This window comes from Cellulosimicrobium sp. AB352, from assembly GCF_049538415.1.
Taxonomy (GTDB): Bacteria; Actinomycetota; Actinomycetes; order Actinomycetales; family Cellulomonadaceae; genus Cellulosimicrobium; species Cellulosimicrobium funkei.
The window spans coordinates 49958-70983 of sequence record NZ_JBMVFX010000009.1 but is presented as its reverse complement, the minus strand read 5'-3'; the positions used below and the strand labels follow the sequence as shown (position 1 = coordinate 70983).

Annotated in this window: 17 protein-coding genes; 5 read left to right on the top strand and 12 right to left on the bottom strand. The window is 72.2% G+C overall.

The features are described from left to right. Positions 1-299 precede the first annotated feature (299 nt). Positions 300-3035, top strand: coding sequence for a DEAD/DEAH box helicase (locus ACPCUX_RS08520; protein WP_423388554.1), 2736 nt, complete (start codon positions 300-302; stop codon positions 3033-3035). A 104-nt stretch (positions 3036-3139) separates the two neighbouring features. On the opposite strand, the gene ACPCUX_RS08515 is transcribed toward ACPCUX_RS08520, so the two are convergent. From ACPCUX_RS08515 to ACPCUX_RS08505, 3 genes are all read right to left on the bottom strand, one after another. Then, positions 3140-4000, bottom strand: a complete 861-nt coding sequence (locus ACPCUX_RS08515) for an SIR2 family protein (protein ID WP_423388553.1) — start codon at positions 3998-4000, stop codon at positions 3140-3142. Continuing rightward, complete coding sequence (locus ACPCUX_RS08510) at positions 3993-5027, bottom strand: ParA family protein (protein ID WP_423388552.1); 1035 nt, start codon at positions 5025-5027, stop codon at positions 3993-3995. Before ACPCUX_RS08510 ends, ACPCUX_RS08515 begins: the two co-directional genes overlap by 8 nt. Before the next feature lie 723 nt (positions 5028-5750). Beyond that, the gene (locus ACPCUX_RS08505) at positions 5751-6176 is read right to left on the bottom strand and encodes a carboxymuconolactone decarboxylase family protein (RefSeq protein WP_034650365.1); all 426 of its coding nucleotides are present in this window, start codon (positions 6174-6176) and stop codon (positions 5751-5753) included. Positions 6177-6265: 89 nt separating this feature from the next. Here ACPCUX_RS08505 and ACPCUX_RS08500 point away from each other — a divergent pair, with 89 nt between their 5' ends. From ACPCUX_RS08500 to ybaK, 3 genes are all read left to right on the top strand, one after another. Continuing rightward, a complete protein-coding gene (locus tag ACPCUX_RS08500) occupies positions 6266-6991 on the top strand; it encodes a VIT1/CCC1 transporter family protein (protein WP_144682468.1) in 726 nt (241 codons plus the stop codon). A 260-nt stretch (positions 6992-7251) separates the two neighbouring features. Next, complete coding sequence (locus ACPCUX_RS08495) at positions 7252-8439, top strand: Cmx/CmrA family chloramphenicol efflux MFS transporter (RefSeq protein WP_423388551.1); 1188 nt, start codon at positions 7252-7254, stop codon at positions 8437-8439. A 44-nt stretch (positions 8440-8483) separates the two neighbouring features. Then, complete coding sequence (gene ybaK, locus ACPCUX_RS08490; protein ID WP_194228482.1) at positions 8484-8987, top strand: Cys-tRNA(Pro) deacylase; 504 nt, start codon at positions 8484-8486, stop codon at positions 8985-8987. Between the two features lie 8 nt (positions 8988-8995). Here the strand turns inward: ybaK and ACPCUX_RS08485 are convergent, their stop codons facing one another. After that, the gene (locus tag ACPCUX_RS08485; RefSeq protein WP_021483390.1) at positions 8996-9394 is read right to left on the bottom strand and encodes a YccF domain-containing protein; all 399 of its coding nucleotides are present in this window, start codon (positions 9392-9394) and stop codon (positions 8996-8998) included. A gap of 109 nt (positions 9395-9503) precedes the next feature. On the opposite strand from ACPCUX_RS08485, the gene ACPCUX_RS08480 reads away from it, so the two are divergent. Beyond that, a complete protein-coding gene (locus tag ACPCUX_RS08480; RefSeq protein WP_423388550.1) occupies positions 9504-10274 on the top strand; it encodes a YggS family pyridoxal phosphate-dependent enzyme in 771 nt (256 codons plus the stop codon). Positions 10275-10376: 102 nt separating this feature from the next. Here the strand turns inward: ACPCUX_RS08480 and ACPCUX_RS08475 are convergent, their stop codons facing one another. The 8 genes from ACPCUX_RS08475 to cimA form a co-directional block, all read right to left on the bottom strand. After that, positions 10377-11369: an N-acetylmuramic acid 6-phosphate etherase gene (locus ACPCUX_RS08475; RefSeq protein ID WP_083711907.1), complete on the bottom strand. Its 993-nt coding sequence runs from the start codon at positions 11367-11369 to the stop codon at positions 10377-10379. Then, the gene (locus ACPCUX_RS08470) at positions 11366-12667 is read right to left on the bottom strand and encodes an anhydro-N-acetylmuramic acid kinase (protein WP_137281005.1); all 1302 of its coding nucleotides are present in this window, start codon (positions 12665-12667) and stop codon (positions 11366-11368) included. The genes ACPCUX_RS08475 and ACPCUX_RS08470 overlap by 4 nt, the downstream gene beginning before the upstream one ends. Beyond that, positions 12664-14376: a glycoside hydrolase family 3 N-terminal domain-containing protein gene (locus ACPCUX_RS08465; RefSeq protein WP_423388549.1), complete on the bottom strand. Its 1713-nt coding sequence runs from the start codon at positions 14374-14376 to the stop codon at positions 12664-12666. Before ACPCUX_RS08465 ends, ACPCUX_RS08470 begins: the two co-directional genes overlap by 4 nt. Then, positions 14373-15209, bottom strand: a complete 837-nt coding sequence (locus ACPCUX_RS08460; protein WP_371810625.1) for a carbohydrate ABC transporter permease — start codon at positions 15207-15209, stop codon at positions 14373-14375. The genes ACPCUX_RS08465 and ACPCUX_RS08460 overlap by 4 nt, the downstream gene beginning before the upstream one ends. A 56-nt stretch (positions 15210-15265) precedes the next feature. Beyond that, positions 15266-16270, bottom strand: coding sequence for a carbohydrate ABC transporter permease (locus ACPCUX_RS08455; RefSeq protein ID WP_378225125.1), 1005 nt, complete (start codon positions 16268-16270; stop codon positions 15266-15268). Positions 16271-16381: 111 nt separating this feature from the next. Continuing rightward, a complete protein-coding gene (locus tag ACPCUX_RS08450) occupies positions 16382-17689 on the bottom strand; it encodes a sugar ABC transporter substrate-binding protein (RefSeq protein ID WP_034654404.1) in 1308 nt (435 codons plus the stop codon). Between the two features lie 297 nt (positions 17690-17986). Next, positions 17987-19036 carry a lipoate--protein ligase family protein gene (locus ACPCUX_RS08445; RefSeq protein ID WP_034654406.1) on the bottom strand — a complete coding sequence of 350 codons (1050 nt, stop codon included), beginning with the start codon at positions 19034-19036 and terminating at the stop codon, positions 17987-17989. A 35-nt stretch (positions 19037-19071) separates the two neighbouring features. Beyond that, complete coding sequence (gene cimA / locus ACPCUX_RS08440) at positions 19072-20730, bottom strand: citramalate synthase (RefSeq protein ID WP_423388548.1); 1659 nt, start codon at positions 20728-20730, stop codon at positions 19072-19074. Positions 20731-21026: the final 296 nt, after the last annotated feature.

Here is a 21026-nt window from a genome sequence, read left to right as displayed (position 1 = left end):
CGGCAGGGTCGGTCAGGGGGTGGGATGGCGCGGAGGGCCGGGGCGGGCCCGCGCCACCCTGTCAGGGGCAGGTGACGAGCGGGTGATCTGCGGGTGACCGCACGGGGTGCTCCCTCCGTCCCACGGCGGCGTGGGCTCGGTGGTCGTCGGTGACGCGGAGGCCGGACGCGCGTCCCGTGCACGTCCGGGGCTACCCTCGCACACGTTGACAGCGCTATCAACCCCCGTCTCGCTCCTCGCCTATCGCCCCGGGCTGCGGCCCGGCGACCCGCCTGCGCGACACCTGACAGACTCGTCCAGTGACCACCACGACCGGCCGCACCCCGGCTCTCCTCGCGCACGTGCCCGCCCCGACGGGCAAGGCCCCCGACCCGGACGCGCTCTACGAGGGGTTCACCACGTGGGCGACGGAGCAGGGCCTCGAGCTCTACCCGCACCAGAGCGAGGCGCTCATCGAGCTGGTCACCGGCTCGCACGTCATCCTCTCGACGCCCACCGGGTCGGGGAAGTCGCTCGTCGCGATGGGCGCCCAGTTCGCGGCGCTCGCCGCGCACCGCTCGGGCCGCGGCGGCCGCACCTACTACACCGCGCCGCTCAAGGCGCTCGTCAGCGAGAAGTTCTTCGCGCTCGTCGCGGCGTTCGGCTCCAAGAACGTGGGCATGACGACGGGCGACTCCGCCGTGAACCCCGACGCGCCGATCATCTGCTGCACGGCCGAGATCCTCGCGAACATCGCGCTGCGCCGCGGCGGCGAGAACGCCGGTGCGGACGACGAGGACGCGATCTCCCAGGTCGTCATGGACGAGTTCCACTTCTACGCCGACCCGCAGCGCGGCTGGGCGTGGCAGGTGCCGCTGCTCGAGCTGCCGAACACCCAGTTCCTGCTCATGTCCGCCACGCTCGGCGACACGACCCGGTTCGTCGAGGAGCTCGAGGAGCGCACCGGCCGGCCCGTCGCCGAGGTGACCACCGCGCAGCGGCCGGTCCCCCTGCACTTCAGCTACGTCGTCGAGCCGCTGACCGAGGTCATCGAGGAGCTCGTCAGCACGCGCCGCGCGCCCGTGTACGTCGTGCACTTCACGCAGAAGGACGCGGTCGAGCGCGCGCAGTCCCTGCTGTCGATGAACGTCGCGACGAAGTCCGAGAAGGAGGCGATCGCCGCCGAGCTCGGCGACTTCCGCTTCGGCACCGGGTTCGGCAAGACGCTCAGCAAGTTCCTGCGCCACGGCGTCGGCGTGCACCACGCGGGCATGCTGCCCAAGTACCGGCGCGTCGTCGAGCGCCTCACGCAGGCGGGCCTGCTCAAGGTCGTGTGCGGTACGGACACGCTCGGCGTCGGCATCAACGTGCCGATCCGCACCGTGCTGCTCACGAGCCTCGTGAAGTTCGACGGCGAGCGCATGCGCCACCTCACGGCGCGCGAGTTCCACCAGATCGCGGGGCGCGCGGGCCGCGCCGGGTACGACACCGTGGGCGAGGTGCTCGTCATGGCGCCCGAGCACGTCATCGAGAACCGCAAGATGCTCGCCAAGGCGGGCGACGACCCGAAGAAGCTCAAGAAGATCGTCCGCAAGAAGGCGCCGCAGGGTTCGGTCAACTGGACCGACGCGACGTTCGAGCGCCTGCGCGACGCCGAGCCTGAGCCGTTGACGAGCCACTTCACCGTCACGCACGCCATGGTGCTCAACGTCCTCGCGCGCACCGCGCAGCACGGTCGCGGCGGCCAGGCCGACGCGAGCGACCCGCGTCGCGACCCGGTCGAGGCCATGCGCCACCTGCTCCTCGCGAACCACGACACCGAGTCGCAGCGCCGCGAGCACGTGCGCCAGACGTTCCGCATCTACCGCTCGCTGCGCGTGGCGGGGATCGTCGAGCGCGTGCGCGTCCCGGACCCGTCGCGCCCCGCGGGCTACCGCCCGAGCGTGCGCCTCGTCGGCGACCTGTCGCGCGAGTTCGCGCTCAACCAGCCGCTGTCGCCGTTCGCGCTCGCGGCCCTGGACCTGCTCGACGTCGAGGGCGCGACCCACGCGCTCGACGTCGTCTCCGTCATCGAGGCGACGCTCGACGACCCGCGCCAGGTCCTCTACGCCCAGCAGAACGCCGCCAAGGGCGAGGCCGTCGCCGCGATGAAGGCCGAGGGGTACGAGTACGAGGAGCGCATGGCGCTGCTCGAGGAGATCACGTGGCCCAAGCCGCTCGAGGAGCTGCTCGCGCCCGCGTTCGCGATGTACAAGCGGTCCAACCCGTGGGTCGCGGACGCCGAGCTCTCCCCCAAGTCCGTGGTCCGTGACATGGTCGAGCGCGCCATGACGTTCGCGGAGTTCGTGTCCGTCTACGGGCTCGAGCGCACGGAGGGCGTGGTGCTGCGCTACCTCGCGGACGCCTACCGTGCGCTGCGCCAGGTCGTCCCCGAGGAGCACCGCACCGAGGAGGTGCAGGAGATCGTCGAGTGGCTCGGCGAGCTGGTGCGCGGCGTCGACTCGTCGCTCCTCGACGAGTGGGAGCGCCTGGCGCACCCGGTCGACGACGACGCGGACACCGAGGTGGGCGACGGCCCGCTCTCCGGGGCGGGGGCCGAGGCGCCGACCCGTCCCGTCACGGGCAACCCGCGCGCGTTCCGCCGCCTCGTGCGCAATGCGCTGTTCAAGCGCGTGGAGCTCGCCGCACGCGAGGACTACCGCGCGCTCGGCGCGCTCGACGGCGGCGCGGGCTGGGACGCGGACGCGTGGGGCGACGCGCTCGACCCGCTCTTCGAGGACCAGGGCGACGACGCGATCGGCATCGGGCCCGGAGCTCGCTCCGCGGCGCTGTTCCGCGTCGTCGAGGCGGGCGCCGAGCTCCCTGCCGGCCACGAGGGCCCGACGGCGGAGCACGCCCCCGGCGGCGTGGTCCCCGCGGGCACGTGGCTCGTGCGGCAGGTGCTCGACGACCCGGCGGGCGACCACGACTGGGCCGTCACGGCGAGCGTCGACCTCGCGGCGAGCGACGAGGCGGGCGAGCCCGTGGTGACCGTGCTCGCCGTCGGGCCGCTGTAGAAACAGATCAGAAGCACCCCACCTAACTGGTCAACGATTTGCCCCAATTAGAGTCAGGGGCCAAGACTATTGCTACCCCAAAGGCCAATCGCCGCTCAATACAATTACGCTATTTCGGGCCGGGCGGCCTCGACCTCGTCAGCAAGCACTCTCAACATCCCAAGCGCTTGATCATGATCGCCTGCAGGATACAAGACTGGCGTGACTCCATACGAGAACCTCAAGACCTCTCGTTCGAAATCGGGAAGATTGTCACCAAGCAGGACGTAATGCGCGGGGGGGCCGTCCGTGCCGCCGAAGTTGTTCTCAAGAAGAAGTTGCATATCGGGGTCACGCAGACTGTACCCGATAAAAAGCGCGACTCGGGTCAAGAATAGGGCCTGGATCACTTCTAACATAGGCCGACCGTCGACGCGCAAACGAGTGTAGTCCCGCCTGCTGAGAACCACGCGTTCAATGTGATCCACTGTTCCGTGCATCTTCAGCAGCACAGGCTCACCGCGGCGAACGTCGCTGGCGACTGTTGGCGAGTCGAAGCTATGGGAGGCATAGCCATCATTTGTCGCACGTTCCAGAATCTTGTCGAAGTTCGTCGTGATAATCACTCTTGGCTCGAGTCGAACAATCTGCTCGTGCCATTCACCTCCCGTAAAGACGTTGGGAGGGTGTCCGTCTACGGAGCGCCGGAGTTGAGTATGAACCGCCTGCTCCTGACTCTTAGCACGTGCGTGCTGACGGAGAAGTTCTGCAGCGTCGAGATAACGCTCCTGAGAGAACAACTCCTCCAATTCTACGTCTAGTTCAGGATCGCCAATCCTCGAGGCGAGTTCTTTCAGCAGATCGCGCCATCCGGGCGGACGCCTGGACGCAATTGGTTGGGCGTTCTGCGAAACACCCGCACCTATTACGAGGACCAGCTCTCTACGGCGCGCATGTTCAAGCACGTCCTCGGGCCAATCAAACATTGAGCACACCCGAGATGCCCGGCTCAGTGACACCCACGTTCTTTGCAAGACGAGAGAATATCCTGTCGAGCTGTAGCGTATAGCGCGCTTGTTGAGAAACTTGCGCCCCGCGCACCCCGTCGCTCGTGGTGAGGTGGCTGATCGGCGCATGCGCGAACTGGGCGAGAGGGATCATTGAGAACATATTCGGCACGACGCCCAGCTCAAGGGAGCCGTCGCTGCCGACACCAAATTCTTGCAAGCCGCTGGCGCGCTCCGGGATCTGCCGCCTATAGCGCTCGTAGGCGGCGACACCACGCCCCTGCCCTCGCGTATTCCGTGTTACGTACTGCTGAACCGTGTAGCCGGCATAGCCACTAGTTATGGGGACTCCTTCCGGAATCACCCAATCGCGCACCCCATCAGGGTCTTTCTTATTGAGTTTCTGCCAACTCTCCTTATACTCAGAAACCCAGTCCCTCATCCATTCGGCGATATTCTCAAGCGCGTATAGTGAGAATAGGTCAGCCGCCACAGGGGTGACAAAATAGTCGGCTCCGATCAGGACGCTGCGGTTCAGTGCACCGAGGCTCGGCCCGAGGTCGAATATAATCACGTCGGCGTCGATGGTGTCAGTCAGTTTCCGAGCCCAAAGAGACCGGCGCGCGCCTCCGAGCACTCCGCTCCCAAACTCGCCCCACGATTGACTGAGTTGATCTTCAAGTGTCGAGAGCGACGGGTGACCGGCGAGAACCCTCACTCCGAATCTCGGTGAGTCTATTAGGGTTACGTTCGACTCGATCCCAGAATCACCTGATCGAATATGCCGCAGCGCCTTGATGACTGTCTCGTTTTCGGCCCGGCGGCGATCCTCGTAGAGCGCCCCCCACGTTTCGTCTTGGAGAAGTAGTTGCGTGCTGTTTGCCTGGGGGTCGCAGTCGATCAAGACTACACGTTGCCCCAAGCGTGCCATGAACGCAGCGGCGTTGCACGCGAGTGTAGTCTTCCCAACTCCACCCTTGTTATTGAAAAACGCGACAGTCTTCATTGTCCTCCCGCCCCAGCTGTGACTCCTGGGATAGTATCAGCAACTTCGCCGGACCGACAATAGGATACAACGCATGACTTAGCCTATATGCGGCCACCCGGTTGCGACCCGAGTCTTGCTCGGGAGCGGAAGACGGTCCCGCCGTTTGGCTGGGAACTAGGGTCGCTGGTCCCTCGTACTTCCACACTTCCCGTCCCTTGCTACGCGCTGGAGCACGACCGCCCTCTCAAGTCGGTAGAGTCGCAAGGAGACGCAGGGACAAATGCGCGGACGCGTTCCTGTCGTGAAGTGGTTACGGCGGCCCTATGGGCAACGTAGTAACCGCGCATGGTTATATAGCGCGAGGGAAGTGGGCAGGCACGCACTACTATTCCCCGCCCGTCTGTACGCAATAGCCACAGTGGGGACCCACTAGCGCAGGAGTGGACTCGCCGATCGACAAACGCAAGTCTTGCCCCCGCACTACTCCTGTCTCGGTTCAGCACCCTCCACCCGGGCGCAGGGTCCCGACCGGAGAGGCCTACCCCGGCGCAGCAATGTCCACGCCTCGTCGTCACGAGTACTACCCGCCTGTCCACGCACACGGTCGACGCCGGCGGACAACCACGACTGGGGCATCACGACGAGCGACGAGCGACGAGGCAGGCGCGCACGCGGTGACGCTGCTTGCCGTCGGGCCGCTTTTAGGCCGGGCCAGGCCGGTGGGTCTCGGCCACGCCACCATCACTCGACCGGCAGGAGCCCGCGCCGCCCGAAGACCTCCTTCGCGACAGCGGTCGCGTTGAGCGCGCGTGGGAAGCCGCAGTACACCGCCGACTGCAGGAGCGCCTCGACGATCTCCCGGGGCGTCAGCCCGACGTCGAGCGCGGTCCCCACGTGGATGTCGAGCTGCGCCTCGCACCCGCCGAGCGCGGCGAGCATCCCGAGCGTGACGAGCTGGCGGTCCCGCGGTTCCAGGTGCGGGCGCGCGTACATCTCGCCGTACGCCCACGCCGAGATCTGGTGCTCGAGCTCGGGCGAGACGTCGGCGAGCGCCTCGGCGATGGCGGCGGGCGCCGCCTCGTTGACCGCGCCGAACACCGCCCGCCCGTGCTCGTAGCGCTCCGCGCGCGTCGTCGGCCGTTCGTCCGTGGAGTTCCCCTGCGTCACGCGGAGCAGGGTAGAGGACGCGCGGCGGTCGGGGTCGACGGTCTCGCGCCCCGGGTCGCGCCGCGCCGGTCGCGTCTTACGGTGAACCCATGAGCGACGCACCGCGCACCGGTCGGCACCCCGGCGAGCCCCACCACCCGGAGAGCACGGGCTCGCGGCTCAACCGGCTCCGGGCGGGTGTGCTCGGCGCGAACGACGGCATCGTCTCGACGGCGGGCGTCGTCGTGGGCGTCGCGGCGACGAGCACGTCGATCCCCGTCATCGCGACGGCGGGCGGCGCGGCGCTGCTCGCGGGCGCGCTGTCCATGGCGGCGGGCGAGTACGTCTCGGTGAGCACGCAGCGCGACACCGAGAAGGCTCTGCTGGCGACCGAGCGCCGCGAGCTCGCGGAGATGCCGGACGCGGAGCTCGACGAGCTCGCCGGCATCTACGAGGCGAAGGGCCTGACGCCCGACCTCGCACGCCAGGTCGCCGTCCAGCTCACCGAGCGCGACCCGCTCGCCGCGCACGCCGACGCCGAGCTGCACATCGACCCCGACGAGCTCACGAGCCCGTGGGAGGCCGCGGTCGCCTCGATCGTGTCGTTCACCGTCGGCGGGCTGCTGCCGCTCGCGGCGATCCTCCTCGCCCCGGCGACCATCCGCATCCCGCTCACCTTCGTCGCCGTCGTGCTCGCGCTCGTCCTCACCGGCTGGGGGTCGGCACGCCTGGGCAACGCGCCGACGCGTCGCGCGACGGTCCGGACCGTCGTCGGCGGCGCGGTCGCGATGGGCGTGACGTACGCGATCGGCTCGTTGCTCGACGTGAACGTCTGACCGGAGTGCCGGGCCCGGGACGGTCGGGGGCTCCGGGCGCCCGCGCGGCGCCTTGGGTAGGGTGTGGCCCATGTCGAGCCCTGAGGCATCCACTCCGGGGGCTTACGGTCACACCGTCAGCCCCCAGGACCGCTGAGCCTCTCAGCGCTGCCTTCCGCCCCCCGCTGCGTGCGGGTGCCGTGCCGGATGCTGCCCTCCGGGCGCTGACCGTGGTGTGACGAGACGCCTCCTGCTCGTCCTCTCGCACCCCGGAGCCCTCGATGCCTCGTGCCCTGTACCTGCTCGCCCTGGCGGTCTTCGCCATGGGCACCTCGGAGTTCATGCTCGCCGGCCTGGTGCCGGACATCGCCGCCCGCCTCGACGTCCCGGTGGGGACGGCGGGCCTGCTGACGTCGGCCTTCGCCGTCGGCATGGTCGTCGGCGCGCCGGTCATGGCGGCCTCGGCCCGCCGCCTGCCGGTGCGGGCGACGCTGCTCGGCTGCGTCGCGCTGTTCGCCCTCGCCCACGTCGTCGGCGCGGTCACCCCGAGCTTCGCGGCGCTCGTCGCGGTGCGCGTGGTGGCGGCCTTCGCCAACGCGGGGTTCCTCGCCGTCGCGCTCAGCACGGCGGCGACGCTCGTGCCCGCGGACCGCACGGGGCGCGCCGTCGCCGTGCTGCTGTCGGGCACCACCGTCGCGATGGTCGCGGGCGTCCCGGCCGGGGCGCTCCTCGGCGCCGCGTGGGGCTGGGAGTCGACCTTCTGGGCCGTCGCGGCGCTCTGCCTGCCCGCCGCGGTCGGGATCGCGCGCGGCCTCCCCGCCGCGCGCGGGAGCGAGCGCGCGGACCCGTCGCCCATCGTCGCGCCGCCGCTGCGTGCGGAGCTGGCGCAGCTCGTCTCGCCCCCGCTCGTCCTCACGATGGTGTCCGCCGCGCTGGTCAACACCGGCACCTTCGCGACGCTCACGTTCCTCGCTCCGCTGGTGACCGACGTCGCCGGGCTGAGCCGGTGGTGGGTGCCCGTCGCGCTCGTGCTCTTCGGGGTCGGCTCCTTCCTCGGCGTCGCCGTCGCGGGCCGGACGTCCGACCGCGTCCCCGGGGTCGTGGTCGCCGTGGGCGGCGTCCTGCTGCTGGGTGGCTGGGTCGCCCTGGCCGCCTTCGCCGCCGATCCGGTGGTGCTGCTCTGCCTCGTGCTCGTGCAGGGCGTCCTCGGCTTCGCGGTCGGCAGCACGTTGATCGCGCAGGTGCTCCGCGCGGCGTCGGGCGCACCGACGCTGGGCGGCTCCTTCGCGACGGCGGCGCTCAACGTCGGCGCGGCCGTGGGACCGGCCGCCGCCGCAGCGACCATCGCCACCGGGCTCGGCGACCGCGGGCCGGTGTGGGTCGCCGTGGCGGCGACCGCGCTCGCCCTGGTGCCCGTGGCCGTCCTGCGTCGCGTCACCGGCCCCGCGACGGCCCGCGCCCCCCGCTGACCCGTGCGGGCGCTCCCCCGCGTCCGCTGCGGCACAATCGGGCCGTGGCCAAGAAGTCGAAGTCCTCCGCGCACGCCGGCACGCCCGCGGTCGCCCTCCTCGAGCGCGAGGGGGTCGCGCACACCCTCCACCCGTACGAGCACGACCCGTCGAGCGAGCTGTCCTTCGGGCTCGAGGCGGCCGCGGCCATCGGGGTGCCCGCGGAGCAGGTGTTCAAGACGCTGCTCGCCGTGGTCGACGGCGGCCCGCTCGTCGTGGGGATCGTGCCGGTCGACCGGCAGCTCGACCTCAAGGCGCTCGCCAAGGCCGCAGGCGGCAAGAAGGCGAGCATGGCCGAGCCTGCCGCCGCCGAGCGCGCGACGGGCTACGTCGTCGGCGGGATCTCGCCGCTGGGCCAGAAGCAGCCCCACCGCACGTTCCTCGATGACAGCGCGCTCGCGTTCGACGCCGTCTACGTCTCGGGCGGGCGCCGCGGGCTCGACGTGGGCCTGGCGCCCGCGGACCTGCTGCGCCTCACGGCGGGCACGGCCGCCCCGATCGCGCGGTAGGCGGTCCGTCAGCGCTGGTAGAAGGTGTACCGGGCGTCGGTCGGGACGATGTCCTTGCCGAGCGGCAGGAGCGAGACGGGGATCATCTTGAGGTTGGCGATCCCGAGCGGGATCCCGATGATCGACACGAACAGCGGGATCGCGGTGACGACGTGCCCGATCGCGAGCCAGATCCCCGCGACGAGCACCCAGATGACGTTCCCGATCGTCGACCAGGCGCCCGCGGTCGGCTTGTCGACCACCGTGCGGCCGAACGGCCACAGCGCGTAGCCCGCGATGCGGAACGACGCGATCCCGAACGGGATGGTCACGATCAGGATGCAGCAGATGATCCCCGCCACGACGTAGCCCAGCGCGAGCCACAGCCCGGCGAACACGAGCCAGATGATGTTGAGCAGCGTCTTCACGGCACCGTCCTTTCCCTTCCATTCTCGCCGATCGAGCGCTCGGTGCGGATCGGGGACCACCCTGAGACGACCCGGATCCCGGACCGTGCGGCCGACCTAGACTGGCCGCATGCCCCTCCCCGAGCCGTCGTCCGTGCTGCCCGCGCAGATCGCGCAGAACCTCGACCGGGTGCGGGCCCGGGTGGACGACGCCGCGCGCGCGGCCGGGCGTGCGGCGTCGGACGTGCGGCTGCTCGTGGCGACGAAGACCCAGCCCGCCGACGCGGTCCGCGCCGTGGTCGAGGCGGGCGCGGACCTCATCGGCGAGAACCGCGTGCAGGAGCTCGTCGCGAAGGCGCCCGACCTCGCCGACCTCGTCGCCGCGGGGCGGGTCGAGGTCCACATGATCGGCCACCTCCAGCGCAACAAGGTCAACCAGGTCCTCGCCACCGCGACCGGCGTCGAGAGCGTGGACTCGCTCGCGCTCGCCGAGGCGCTCGCGGCGCGCTGCGCGCGCGACGGCCGCGTGCTCGACGTGCTGGTGCAGGTCAACGTCTCGGGCGAGGAGTCGAAGTCGGGCGTTCGGCCCGACGACGCGCCCGCCCTCGCGACGGCCGTCGCCGCGCTCGACGGGCTGCGGCTCGCAGGCTTCATGACGATCGGCGCGAACTCGCCCGACGAGGCCGTGGTGCGCGCGGGCTTCGCACGCCTGCGCGCGGTGCGCGACGCCGTCGTGGGCTCGGGCGCACCGGGGACCGCGGACGCCCGCGCGCTGTCCATGGGCATGAGCGGCGACCTGGAGCTCGCGGTCGCCGAGGGCGCGACGATCGTCCGCGTCGGCACCGCCGTCTTCGGCCCCCGCCCCACCCCGCCGAGGGAGAGCCCCGGCACGCCGAGGTAGAGGCCCGGCCGGCCGAGGTAGAGGCCCGGTCGGCCGAGGTAGAGGCCTGGTCGCGACCACGGCTCTACCTCGCGGTACCCGGCCTCTCCCTCGGCAGGGTGGTCATCGCGCGGGGAGGGCGCCCAGCCGGGCGAGCGCGCCGCGGACGCCGGCCACGCCGTCGCCGGCCAGCGCCTCGCGCGCGGCGTCGGCCTCGACGCCCGCGAGGAGCATCACGAGCGCGACGTGCACCTCGCCGTCGGCCGCGCGCAGCACGTCCTCGCACTCCGCCGAGCCCAGCCCGGTCGCCTGCACGAGCATCCGGACGATGCGTGCGCGCAGCTTCTGGTTCGTCGGGCGCACGTCGATCATGAGGTTCGAGTACGTCTTGCCGAGGCGGATCATCGTCGCGGTCGAGAACGTGTTGAGCACGAGCTTCTGGGCCGTCGCCGCCTTCATGCGCGTGGAACCAGTGACGACCTCGGGGCCCGTGTCGACGAGGATCGCGACGTCCACCCCGGCCGCGAGGGGCGCGTCCGGGTTGGCCGAGACGAGCACCGTGCGCGCCCCGCGCTCGCGCGCGACGTCGAGCGCCCCGCGCACGTACGGGGTGCGTCCGCTCGCCGCGAGCCCGACGACGACGTCGCGCGGGCCGACCGCGTCGACGTCGGCGCGCCCGAGCGCCACGTCGTCCTCCGCCCCCTCGACGGCCAGCATCATCGCGCCCACGCCGCCGGCGAGGTGCGCGACGAACCACTCCTCGCCCACGCCGTACGTCGGCAGGAGCTCGACGGCGTCGAGCACGCCGAGGCGGCCCGACGTGCCCGACCCCACGTAGTGCACGCGGCCGCCGGAGCGCAGCGCCTCCACGGCGAGGTCGACGGCCTGCGCGATGCGGCCGCGCTGGGCCCGCACCGCGTCCGCGACGACGGCGTCCTCCTCGGTGATGAGCCGGACGACGTCCGCCGTCGGGAGCAGGTCGACGTCGGTCGTGCGCGGGTTGCGCTCCTCGGTCGGCGAGGCGAGGCGCACCAGCTCCTGCCACTCGTCGGGGCTCGAGGTGGTGCTCGCAGCCCCGCTCGGAGTGCCGCTCGTGGCGACGGTCGGGTCGGTCATCGGGAGGTTCCCTTCGTCGGGTCCGGCAGCGGACCCTGGGTGCGCGGGCCCGGGTGCAGGCCGTGCGGGGTGTTGGCGAGCGCCAGACGGCGCACCGGGCCGCTCGCGGCGGGCCACGGCAGCGGCGTGGGCGGGGTGAGCGAGCCGAGGACGACCGCGCGGCGGGCCCCCGTCGCCCGACGGCGGTGCTCGCCGGCGGCGGTGCCCGGCAGTCCGTGGGCCGACAGGAAGCCGAGGAGCGCGAAGAGGTACGCCTCCTTCGCGTCGACCGGCAGGCCGAGCGCCTCGGACGTCACGACCTCGCACGCGTGCGGCACGCGCTCGGCGAGCGCCGCGCGCAGCCGGTCGAGGAGCACGGGGTTGCGTGCTCCCCCGCCGGACGCGACGACGCGGCGCACGTCGCGGCCCGCGAGCGCGTCGGCGACACTGACCGCGGTGAGCTCGGTGAGCGTCGCGACGAGGTCGGGGCCGGTGAGCCCCGGGCGCACGGACGCGAGCCGGCGGGCCGTGTACGTCGTGTCGAAGAGCTCGCGGCCCGTCGACTTCGGGGCCGGCGCGGCGAAGTACGGGTCGTCGAGCAGGGCGGCGAGCGCCACCGGGTCGACCGTGCCCTGCGCGGCGAGCTCGCCGTCCTTGTCGTACGCGAGACGGCCGTCGGTGAGCGCCGCGACCGCGACGTCGAGCAGGCAGTTGCCCGGGCCCGTGTCCCAGCCGGTGACCGGGTCGTCGACGCGCCCCACGAGGGACACGTTCGCGATCCCCCCGATGTTGAGCGCCGCGGTGAGCCCGGCGTCCGCGGTCGCGTCGGCGCCCGCGTCCTCGCGCCCGAGCCAGAGCGCGTCGAGCACGCTCACGAGCGGCGCGCCGTGGCCGCCCGCCGCGACGTCGGCCACGCGGAAGTCGCTGATGACCGGGCGCTTGACGTGCTCGGCGACCCACGCGGCGTTGCCGAGCTGGAGCGTGCCGCGGGCCCGCGCCCCGACGACCCAGTGGTAGATCGTCTGGCCGTGGGACGCGACGAGGTCGACGTCACCGCCGGCGACGTCGTCGATCGCGCGCCGACCGGCGCGGCCGAGCTCCTGCCCGATGAGGGTGTCGAGCTGGGCCACCTCGGCCACGTCGACGGCGGCGGGCGGCAACGCCTTGAGGATGCGCTCGCGCAGGGCGCGCGGCCACGCGTACTCCGTGTGGCCGAGGGGCCGCATGCGCAGCACGCCGTCGTCGCCGAGCGTGAGGTCGGCCGCGGCCGCGTCGATCGCGTCGACCGACGTGCCGGAGGACAGTCCGAGGACGATCATCGCTCTCCCTCCCCCGCCGCGCCGACGGTCAGGTCGGCGCCACGCGTCTCCTGGTCCGGGCTCGTGCGCGGGCCCGCGGCCCCCTGCAGGAGCGCGACGGCGGCGCGCGCGTTGGCGCGCCCCGTCCCGCACGCGACCACGACCGTGCGGTCCGCGCCGAACCACGCGCCGACGGCACCGGGGAACCCGGTGTGCACGACGGCGGCGTGGGGCCGCGCGGCGAGCAGCTCGGTGAGCCGCTCGTGCTCGCCCGAACCCGGGACGGGCTCGCGCGTGAGGACGACGAGCGGGCGGTCGGCCGCGCGCACGGCGTCGAGCGTGCGCGCCCACGCCTCGGCGTCGGCCGGGCGCAGGTGCCGCACGTCGGGGCCGAACGCGTCGTCGAGCGCGCGCTGGACGTGCTGCGCGGTGCGGCCCGCGGCGTGGTCGAACCGCAGGCGCAGGTCGACGACGTCGGGTGCCGTGGGGACGGGCGGATCCTGCGGCGCGGGCCCGGCGAACCGGACGGCGCGCGCCGCGACGCGGGCGCCCACCTGGTCGAGGGCGTCGAGCGCGGCGCGCGCGGACTCCGGCGAGGGGACGACGCCGCTCGCGGCCTGGCGCGCGCGCACCGCGGCGAGGGTGCGCGCCGTGCGCGCGGCGGACGCGTGCAGGCGCTCGACCGTGACCCGGCCGGACGCGACGGCGTCCACGAGCGCGCGCTGCGCCTGGCGGAACAGGACCTCGTCGTCGCGACCGACGGTCGTGCCCAGGCACAGCAGGTCGGCGCCGGCCTCCACCGCGCGGACCGCGACCTCGCCGATGCCGTGCGGCGCGGCGTCGTCGGCACGGGACGAGGAGCCCGCGCCGTCCGCCGCGAACGTCGCGACCGCGCCCATGTCGAGCGCGTCGGTGACGATCGGGCCGTCGAACCCGAGCTCGCGCACGAGCGCGCCGACGGCGGGCTCGAGCGTCGCGGGCAGCGCGCCGAGCGCGGCGACGACGACGTGCGCCGTCATCACGGCGTCGAGCAGCACGTCGCCGGGTCCGGCGTCCGGGGCCATGGTCGCGACGAACGGGGGCAGGTCGCGCGCGCGGAGCTCGTCGAGGCTCGCGTCCACGACCGGGAGGGCGAGGTGCGAGTCGACGTTTGTCGCGCCGTGCCCTGGGAAGTGCTTGCCGCACGCACCCGCGCCGCCCGCGTGCAGTCCGCGGACGAACGCCGCGCCGTGGCGGGCGACGAGCGCGGGGTCCGCGCCGAACGAGCGCACGCCGATCACGGGGTTGTCGGGGTCGGAGTTCACGTCGAGGTCGGGCGCGAGGTCGAGGTCGACACCGGTCGCGGTGAGCAGACGACCGAGCGCGGCGCCGACCTCCTCGGTGACCGCGACGTCGTCGACCAGCCCGAGGGCCGCGTTGCCGGGCAGGCTCGAGCCGGTCGCGGCCTCGAGCCGGGACACGTCCCCGCCCTCCTCGTCGACCGCGACGAGCAGGTCGGGCGACGCGCCGCGCAGGCGCGCGGTGAGCCGCGCGGTGGTCGCGACGTCGGGCGTGTTGTGCCCGAACAGCACGACCCCGGCCAGGCCGTCGCGCGCCGCGTCGACGAGCCACGCCGGCAGGTCGTCCGTGCCGGTGAACCCGGGCAGGAGCACGCCGTTCACGGCGCGCACCACGTCGGCCGCGCGCTGCGCCCCGGTCGGGGCCGCGGCCGGAGGCGTCGCGCCGCTCATCCCTTCACCGACCCGGCGGTGAGGCCCGAGGACAGGTTGCGCTGCACGAGGACGAAGAACACGAGCACGGGCAGCGTGATGATCGTCGACGCGGCCATGACGGCGCCCCAGTCGGTCGTGTTCTCGCCGAAGAACTTCTGCAGCCCGATCGGCACGGTGTACTTGCTCGACTGCTGGAGGAACGTCAGCGCGAAGATGAACTCGTTCCACGCGGTGATGAAGGAGAAGACGCTCGTCGCGACGACCCCGGGCGCGACGAGCGGCACCAGGACCTTCCAGAACATGCGCCCCCACGACGCGCCGTCGAGGAACGCCGCCTCCTCGAGCTCGACCGGCACCGCGGCGACGAAGCCGCGCAGCGTCCAGATCGCGAAGGGCAGCGCGAACGCGAGGTACACGACCGCCAGGCCCAGGAGCGAGTTGAGCATGTTGAGGTTGCGCATCTGGATGAACAGCGGGATGACGAGCGCCTCGAGCGGCACCATCTGCACCATGAGGATGAGCACGAGCATCGACTTGCGGAACCGGAAGCGGAACCGGCTCACCGCGACGGCGGCGAGCAGCGCCACGACCGACGACGCGAGCACCGTGCCGAGCGCGACGAGCACCGAGTTGCGCAGGTAGTGGCCGAACCCGCCGTCGTCGATCACGGTGACGAAGTTGTCCCACGTGACGCCGGCGGGAAGGAGCCGGGCGCCGCGCGTCGCGGCCTCCGGGTCGATCGCCGAGGAGAACATCCAGTAGGCGGGGAAGAGCGAGAAGACGAGGAGGGCGACGATCCCCAGGGTCTTGGCCGCCGCGACGCCAGGTCGGCGGCGGCGGGCGCGCAGCACCTGCTCGGTGCGGGCGCCGGGCCCGGGGGTGGCGCGGGTGTCGACGACGGCGGCGCTCACAGCTCCTCCTCCTTGAACAGGGTGCGCATGTACACGAGCGTGATGCCGAGCAGGATGAGCGTGAGCAGGACCGCGATCGCCGCGCCCATGCCGTACTTGCCCTGCGCGAACGACTGGATGTACGACCACACGCCGAGGTTGAAGACGTCCTTGTTCCCGCCGTTGCCGCCGGGCATGAGGTAGATCTGCGTGAAGACCTTGAAGTCCCAGATGGTCGACAGGATCGTCACGACCGCGAACACGGGGCGCAGGATGGGCGCGGTGATGGCCCAGAACCGGCGCCACGCCGTCGCGCCGTCGACCTTGGCGGCCTCGTGCAGCTCGTGCGGGATCGTCATGAGCCCCGCGAGCACGGTGATCGCGACGAACGGGAACCCGTGGTGCACCACGTTGAGCGTCGCGATGGCGTAGAACGACAGGCGCTCCGTGAACCAGTTGACCGTGCCGGGCTCGATCGCGCCCACGCCCTCGAGCACCGAGGCGACGAGGCCGTTCAGCGGGTCGAAGATCCACACCCACACGTACGTACCCGTGATCGCCGGGACCGCCCAGGCGACCATGATCGCCGTCGCGCCGACGCCCCGCCAGAACCCGCCGAGCGTGTTGAGGAACAGCGCGACCGCCGTCCCGAGCGCGACCGTGAGCACGACGCACGCGAGCGCGAACAGCACGGTGTTGGGCAGGACCGTGGTCCACAGGTAGCTGTCGCCGAGCAGGTCGGCGTAGTTCTGGAGCCCGATCCAGTTCGACTCGCCGCTCGCGATCTGCCGCAGGCCGTAGTCCTGCAGCGAGAGCAGCACGACGCGCACGAGCGGCCACAGGAGCAGGACGCCGAGGACGACGAGTCCCGGGGCCAGCAGCAGCCAGGGGCGCAGCGGGGAACGGTGGCCGAGGCCCGTGCGGCGCCGTCGTGCGGCGGTCGGCACGGTGCTCGACGGCGGCCGGTCGGCCTGGGCGGCCGGGGCCGGCGAGGCGCCGGGCGCGGCTCGAAGGTCTGCCATGGGAGAGGTCCTGTCGCGGGGTGCGGGGCGTGGTGCGGGCGCCGGCGGTCGGGGTGCCGGCGGAGGCGGCGTCCGGCCGCGGGCGTGCTGCCCGCGGCCGGACGCGTCAGGTCAGGAGCCGAACGTCTCGTCCATGTCGGCGGCCGCGGTGTCGGCGGCCTCCTGGACGGTCGCGCTGCCCGACAGGACGGACTGGAGCATCGTCTCCAGCGTCTTCTTGCCCTGGATCTGACCGTAGAGCGGCGTGACCGGGACCGAGCGGCCGGCCTCGACCATCTGCTGGGCGAACGGCGCGACGATCGGGTCGTCCTCCTCGATGACCTTCTCGAGGAGCGACGTCTGGCCCGGGAAGTAGCCGGACTGCTCGCCCCACGCCTGCGCGAACTCGCCGGTCGTCATCATCTCGACGAACTTCCACGCGAGGTCCTGCTTCTCGCTCGCCTCGAAGACGCCGAGGTGCGAGCCGCCGAGGAACGAGTCGGACAGCCCCTCGGTCTGGCCGGGGATCGGGAAGGCGCCGATCTTGCCCTCCATGTCCGGGACGTCGGCGAGGATCTTGCCCGGCGTCCAGCTGCCGGAGATCATCATGCCGACCTGGCCCTGCTCGAACGCGGCGAGGAGGTCCGTCTCCTTCCACGTCGTCGCGGCGGCGGTCGAGAAGCCGTGCTCGGTCGCGAGGCCGGTGTAGAACTCGAGGCCCTCGACCGACTCCGGCGAGCTGATCTCCGACGTCCAGGTGTCGCCGTCCTTCACCGCGAGGTCACCGCCCGCGCCCCAGACGAACGGCATGGCGCCGTACTGGCTGTCGCCCGCGACGGGGAACGGGATGATCTCCGGGTTCGCCGCCTTGAGCGCGTCCGCCGCGGCGACGAGCTCGTCCCACGACGTCGGGGTCTCGATGCCCGCGGCCTCGAAGAGGTCGGCGCGGTAGACGACCGAGCGCACGCCCGCGTACCACGGCATGCCGTAGACGCCGCCGTCGAGGGTCGCGGACTCGACGAGCCCGGGGACGAGGTCGTCCTCGAGGCCGGCGTCCGCGATGCGGTCGGAGAGGTCGGCGAGCGCGCCGACGTCCGCGAACTCGCCCGTCCAGGTGGTGCCCACCTCGGCGACGTCCGGCGTCGTGCCGCCGGCGATGGCGGTCGTGAACTTGTCGTGGGCGCTGGCCCACGGCTGGAACTCGATCTGGAGGTCGGCGCCGGTCTCGTCCTTGAACGCGGTCGTCACCTCGTCGAAGAACGCGTCCGCGTCGGGGTTGGTGCCCTCCATGATCCAGACGGTGAGGGTCTCGCCCGAGAAGTCGGTCGCGTCGTCGCCACCGGTCCCCTCGGAGCCGGACCCGCCGCCGGAGCTGCACGCGGCCAGGCCGAGCGCGAGGACGAGGGTGCCCGTGACGGCCACCGTGCTGCGTCGCTGCATGCCGTGACACTTCCTTTCTGGTCGGCCGTCGGGGGAACGGCCGGGTCGTGTGTCCTGACGGTCCCGCGCGGCCGGTCGGCTCCCGCGGTGTGAAACTTACTTCCATCAGTGGACGTATGTGTGGAGATTACTGCCACGCGTGCGCGAACGGAAGCCACGGCGGCAGATGTTGCACGTTCTTAACAATCGCCGGGCGTCGCCCGGCTCTGGCGACCGCTCAGGCCGCGGGGCCCTGCCCGCGGGCGGGCGTCACAATCCCGCGCCGGCCGCGCACGTCCCCGCGCAGCACCCCGCGCGTCACGGGACGCGCGCGGTCCACTCCGGCGTGGAGAACTTCGTCCGCGCGAGCTCCTGCGCGCGCTCGCGCTCCTCGGGGGTGACCGCACCCTCGACCGTGCGGTACCGCGAGCGGAAGTGGTCCTTGAACGCCTCGATGACGTCCTCGCGCGCCATGCCTGTCTGCGAGCGCACCGGGTCGACGCGCTTGTTGGCGCTCGTGGTGCCCTTGTCCGAGAGCTTCTCGCGCCCGATGCGCAGCACCTCGGTCATCTTGTCGGCGTCGATGTCGTACGCCATGGTCACGTGGTGGAGCACCGCTCCCCCGCGCAGCCGCTTCTGCGCCGCGCCCGCGATCTTGCCGGCCGGCGACGCGATGTCGTTGAGCGGCTTGTACGTCGCCTCCACGCCCAGGTCGGCGAGGGCGCCCAGCACCCAGTCGTCGAGGAACGCGTACGAGCGCTCGAAGCTGAGCCCTTCGACGAGCGACCCCGGCACGTACAGCGAGTAGGTGATGGTGTTCCCGGGCTCGACGAACATCGCGCCCCCGCCCGAGATGCGCCGCACGACCGTCACCCCGTGCCGCTCCGCACCCTCCGGGTCGACCTCGTTGCGCAGCGACTGGAACGAGCCGATGATCACCGCGGGCGACGCCCACTCCCAGATCCGCAGCGTCGGGCCGCGACGGCCCTCGTCGAGCTCCTCCGTGAGCACCTGGTCGAGCGCGAGGTGCATCGCCGGCTCCTCGGGGCCCTCGTGCACGATCTCGAACGTGTGGTCGCCCCACCCCGTCGCCCGGCCGAGCGCCCGGCGCACCGCGATCGCGACCGCCTCGGGCGAGAACCCGACCATCGTCACGTCAGGGCCGAGCGCGGCCTGCACGGCGCTCGCGAGCTGCGCCACCGTCGCCGTCTCCGGCATGCCCGTCAGGGCGCCGTCGATGTCCTCGAGCGCGTCGTCCGGCTCGAGGAAGAAGTCGCCGCTGACCGCGACCCGGGCGAGCCGCCCGGCCTCCACCTCGACGTCGACCGCCACGAGCTTGCCACCGGGGACCTTGTACTCACCACGCACGCGTCCACCCTAAGCCCGACGCGCGCACCTCCGGCTCAGCGCGGCTCGACGCCCGCGTGGACCAGCCCGTAGATCGCCGAGTCGGTGAGCGCCTCCCAGGCCGCCTCGATGAGGTTGGGCCCGACGCCGACCGTCGACCACGACGTCGAGCCGTCGGTCGTCTCGATGAGCACGCGCGTGACGGCGTCCGTGCCCTGCTCGGTGTCGAGGATGCGCACCTTGAAGTCGATGAGCTCGAACACCTCGATCTCCGGGTAGACGCGCCCGAGCGCGAGCCGCAGCGCGTGGTCCAGCGCGTTGACGGGGCCGTTGCCCTCGCCCGTGGAGACGATGCGCTCGCCCCCGGCGTGCAGCTCGACGGTCGCCTCCGCCGTCGCCTCGGTGCCGCGCGACCCGGCGCGCTCGACGATCGTGCGCCAGCTCTCGACCCGGAAGTACGGCGGGCGCTCCCCCGCGATCTCCTCGCGCAGCAGCAGCTCGAACGACGCGTCGGCGGCCTCGTACGTGTAGCCGCGCGCCTCGTCGTCCTTGACCCGGTTCGTCACGCGGGTGAGGAGGTCGCCCTGGCCCGACAGGTCGAACCCGAGCTCGCGACCCTTGAGCTCGATCGACGCCCGTCCCGCCATGTCCGAGACGAGCATGCGGATGTCGTTGCCGACCGCCGTCGGGTCGATGTGCTGGTACAGGTCGGGGTCCACCTTGATGGCGCTCGCGTGCAGGCCGGCCTTGTGCGCGAACGCGCTCGCCCCGACGTACGGCTGGCGCGCGTACGGGGAGATGTTCGTGATCTCGCTGATCGCGTGCGAGATGCGCGTCGCCTCCTCCAGGCCCTCGCCCGTGAGCGTGCGCACCCCGTGCTTGAGCTCGAGGTTCGCCACGACCGTGAGCAGGTCGACGTTGCCCGTGCGCTCCCCGTACCCGTTCACCGTGCCCTGGACGTGCACGGCGCCCGCCTCGACGGCGGCGAGCGTGTTCGCGACGGCGCAGCCCGAGTCGTTGTGCGCGTGCATCCCGAGCAGCGCGTCCCCCGGCAGCGCGTCGCGTCCGTGCGGGAGCCCGACGGCGTCGCGCAGCTCCGCCACGGTCTCGGCGACCCACGTGGGGAGCATGCCGCCGTTGGTGTCGCACAGCGCGACGACCTCGGCGCCGGCCTCGAACGCGGCCTGCACGGCCGCGCGCGTGAACGCGGCGTCGTACCGGTAGCCGTCGAAGAAGTGCTCCGCGTCGACGACGACGCGGCGTCCCTCGCTCACGAGGAAGGACACCGTGTCGGTGATCATGGCGAGGCCCTCGTCGGGCGTCGTGCGCAGCGCGCGCTCGACGTGCCGGACGTCGCTCTTCGCGACGAGCGTGACCACCGGCGCCTCGGAGTCGACGAGCGCCCGCACCTGCGGGTCGTCCCAGGCCCGCAGCCCGGCCTTGCGCGTCGCGCCGAACGCCGCGAGCACCGCCCGGCGCAGGTCGAGCTCCTTGGCCGCGCGGCGGAAGAACTCGGTGTCCTTGGGCACGGCGCCCGGCCAGCCGCCCTCGATGAAACCGACGCCGAGCTCGTCGAGCAGCGGGGCGATGGCGAGCTTGTCGGCGACGGAGAGGTTCATGCCCTCCTGCTGCGCGCCGTCGCGCAGGGTCGTGTCGTAGACGTGGAAGACCCGGGGCTCGTGGGGACCGGTCCCGGGGGTCGTCGCCGAGGTCATGGTGCCTCTTCCTGCCGTTCGTCGTGTCGCGGGCGTCGCTGCGCCCGCCCCTGCGGTGCGTCTCCCGACGCCGGGCGGGGCCCTCGTGAGGCGGTGGGCCCGGCGTCCGTGCCGCCGGGCGGAGGTGGTGCCCAGCAACAAAAAAACCCCCCGAGGGTGCGGGAGGTCTGCGCGTCCGGTGGGTGCTACCGGGCGCGCTACTCGATAATGAGCTGGGAGACGAGGTGTGTCACAGGGCACATGGTGCCACAGGTTCCGCCAGGATGGACCAGAGCGTCCATCCACTGAGCCGCCCG

Excerpts from the sequence above, each read along its gene's own strand:
- ACPCUX_RS08455 (WP_378225125.1), bottom strand. The coding sequence starts at position 16,270 with ATGGCAGACCTTCGAGCCGCGCCCGGCGCCTCGCCGGCCCCGGCCGCC.
- ACPCUX_RS08470 (WP_137281005.1), bottom strand. The coding sequence starts at position 12,667 with ATGATCGTCCTCGGACTGTCCTCCGGCACGTCGGTCGACGCGATCGAC.
- cimA (WP_423388548.1), bottom strand. The coding sequence starts at position 20,730 with ATGACCTCGGCGACGACCCCCGGGACCGGTCCCCACGAGCCCCGGGTC.
- ACPCUX_RS08465 (WP_423388549.1), bottom strand. The coding sequence starts at position 14,376 with ATGAGCGGCGCGACGCCTCCGGCCGCGGCCCCGACCGGGGCGCAGCGC.
- ACPCUX_RS08500 (WP_144682468.1), top strand. The coding sequence starts at position 6,266 with ATGAGCGACGCACCGCGCACCGGTCGGCACCCCGGCGAGCCCCACCAC.
- ACPCUX_RS08475 (WP_083711907.1), bottom strand. The coding sequence starts at position 11,369 with ATGACCGACCCGACCGTCGCCACGAGCGGCACTCCGAGCGGGGCTGCG.
- ACPCUX_RS08495 (WP_423388551.1), top strand. The coding sequence starts at position 7,252 with ATGCCTCGTGCCCTGTACCTGCTCGCCCTGGCGGTCTTCGCCATGGGC.
- ACPCUX_RS08510 (WP_423388552.1), bottom strand. The coding sequence starts at position 5,027 with ATGAAGACTGTCGCGTTTTTCAATAACAAGGGTGGAGTTGGGAAGACT.
- ACPCUX_RS08480 (WP_423388550.1), top strand. The coding sequence starts at position 9,504 with ATGCCCCTCCCCGAGCCGTCGTCCGTGCTGCCCGCGCAGATCGCGCAG.
- ACPCUX_RS08450 (WP_034654404.1), bottom strand. The coding sequence starts at position 17,689 with ATGCAGCGACGCAGCACGGTGGCCGTCACGGGCACCCTCGTCCTCGCG.
- ACPCUX_RS08515 (WP_423388553.1), bottom strand. The coding sequence starts at position 4,000 with ATGTTTGATTGGCCCGAGGACGTGCTTGAACATGCGCGCCGTAGAGAG.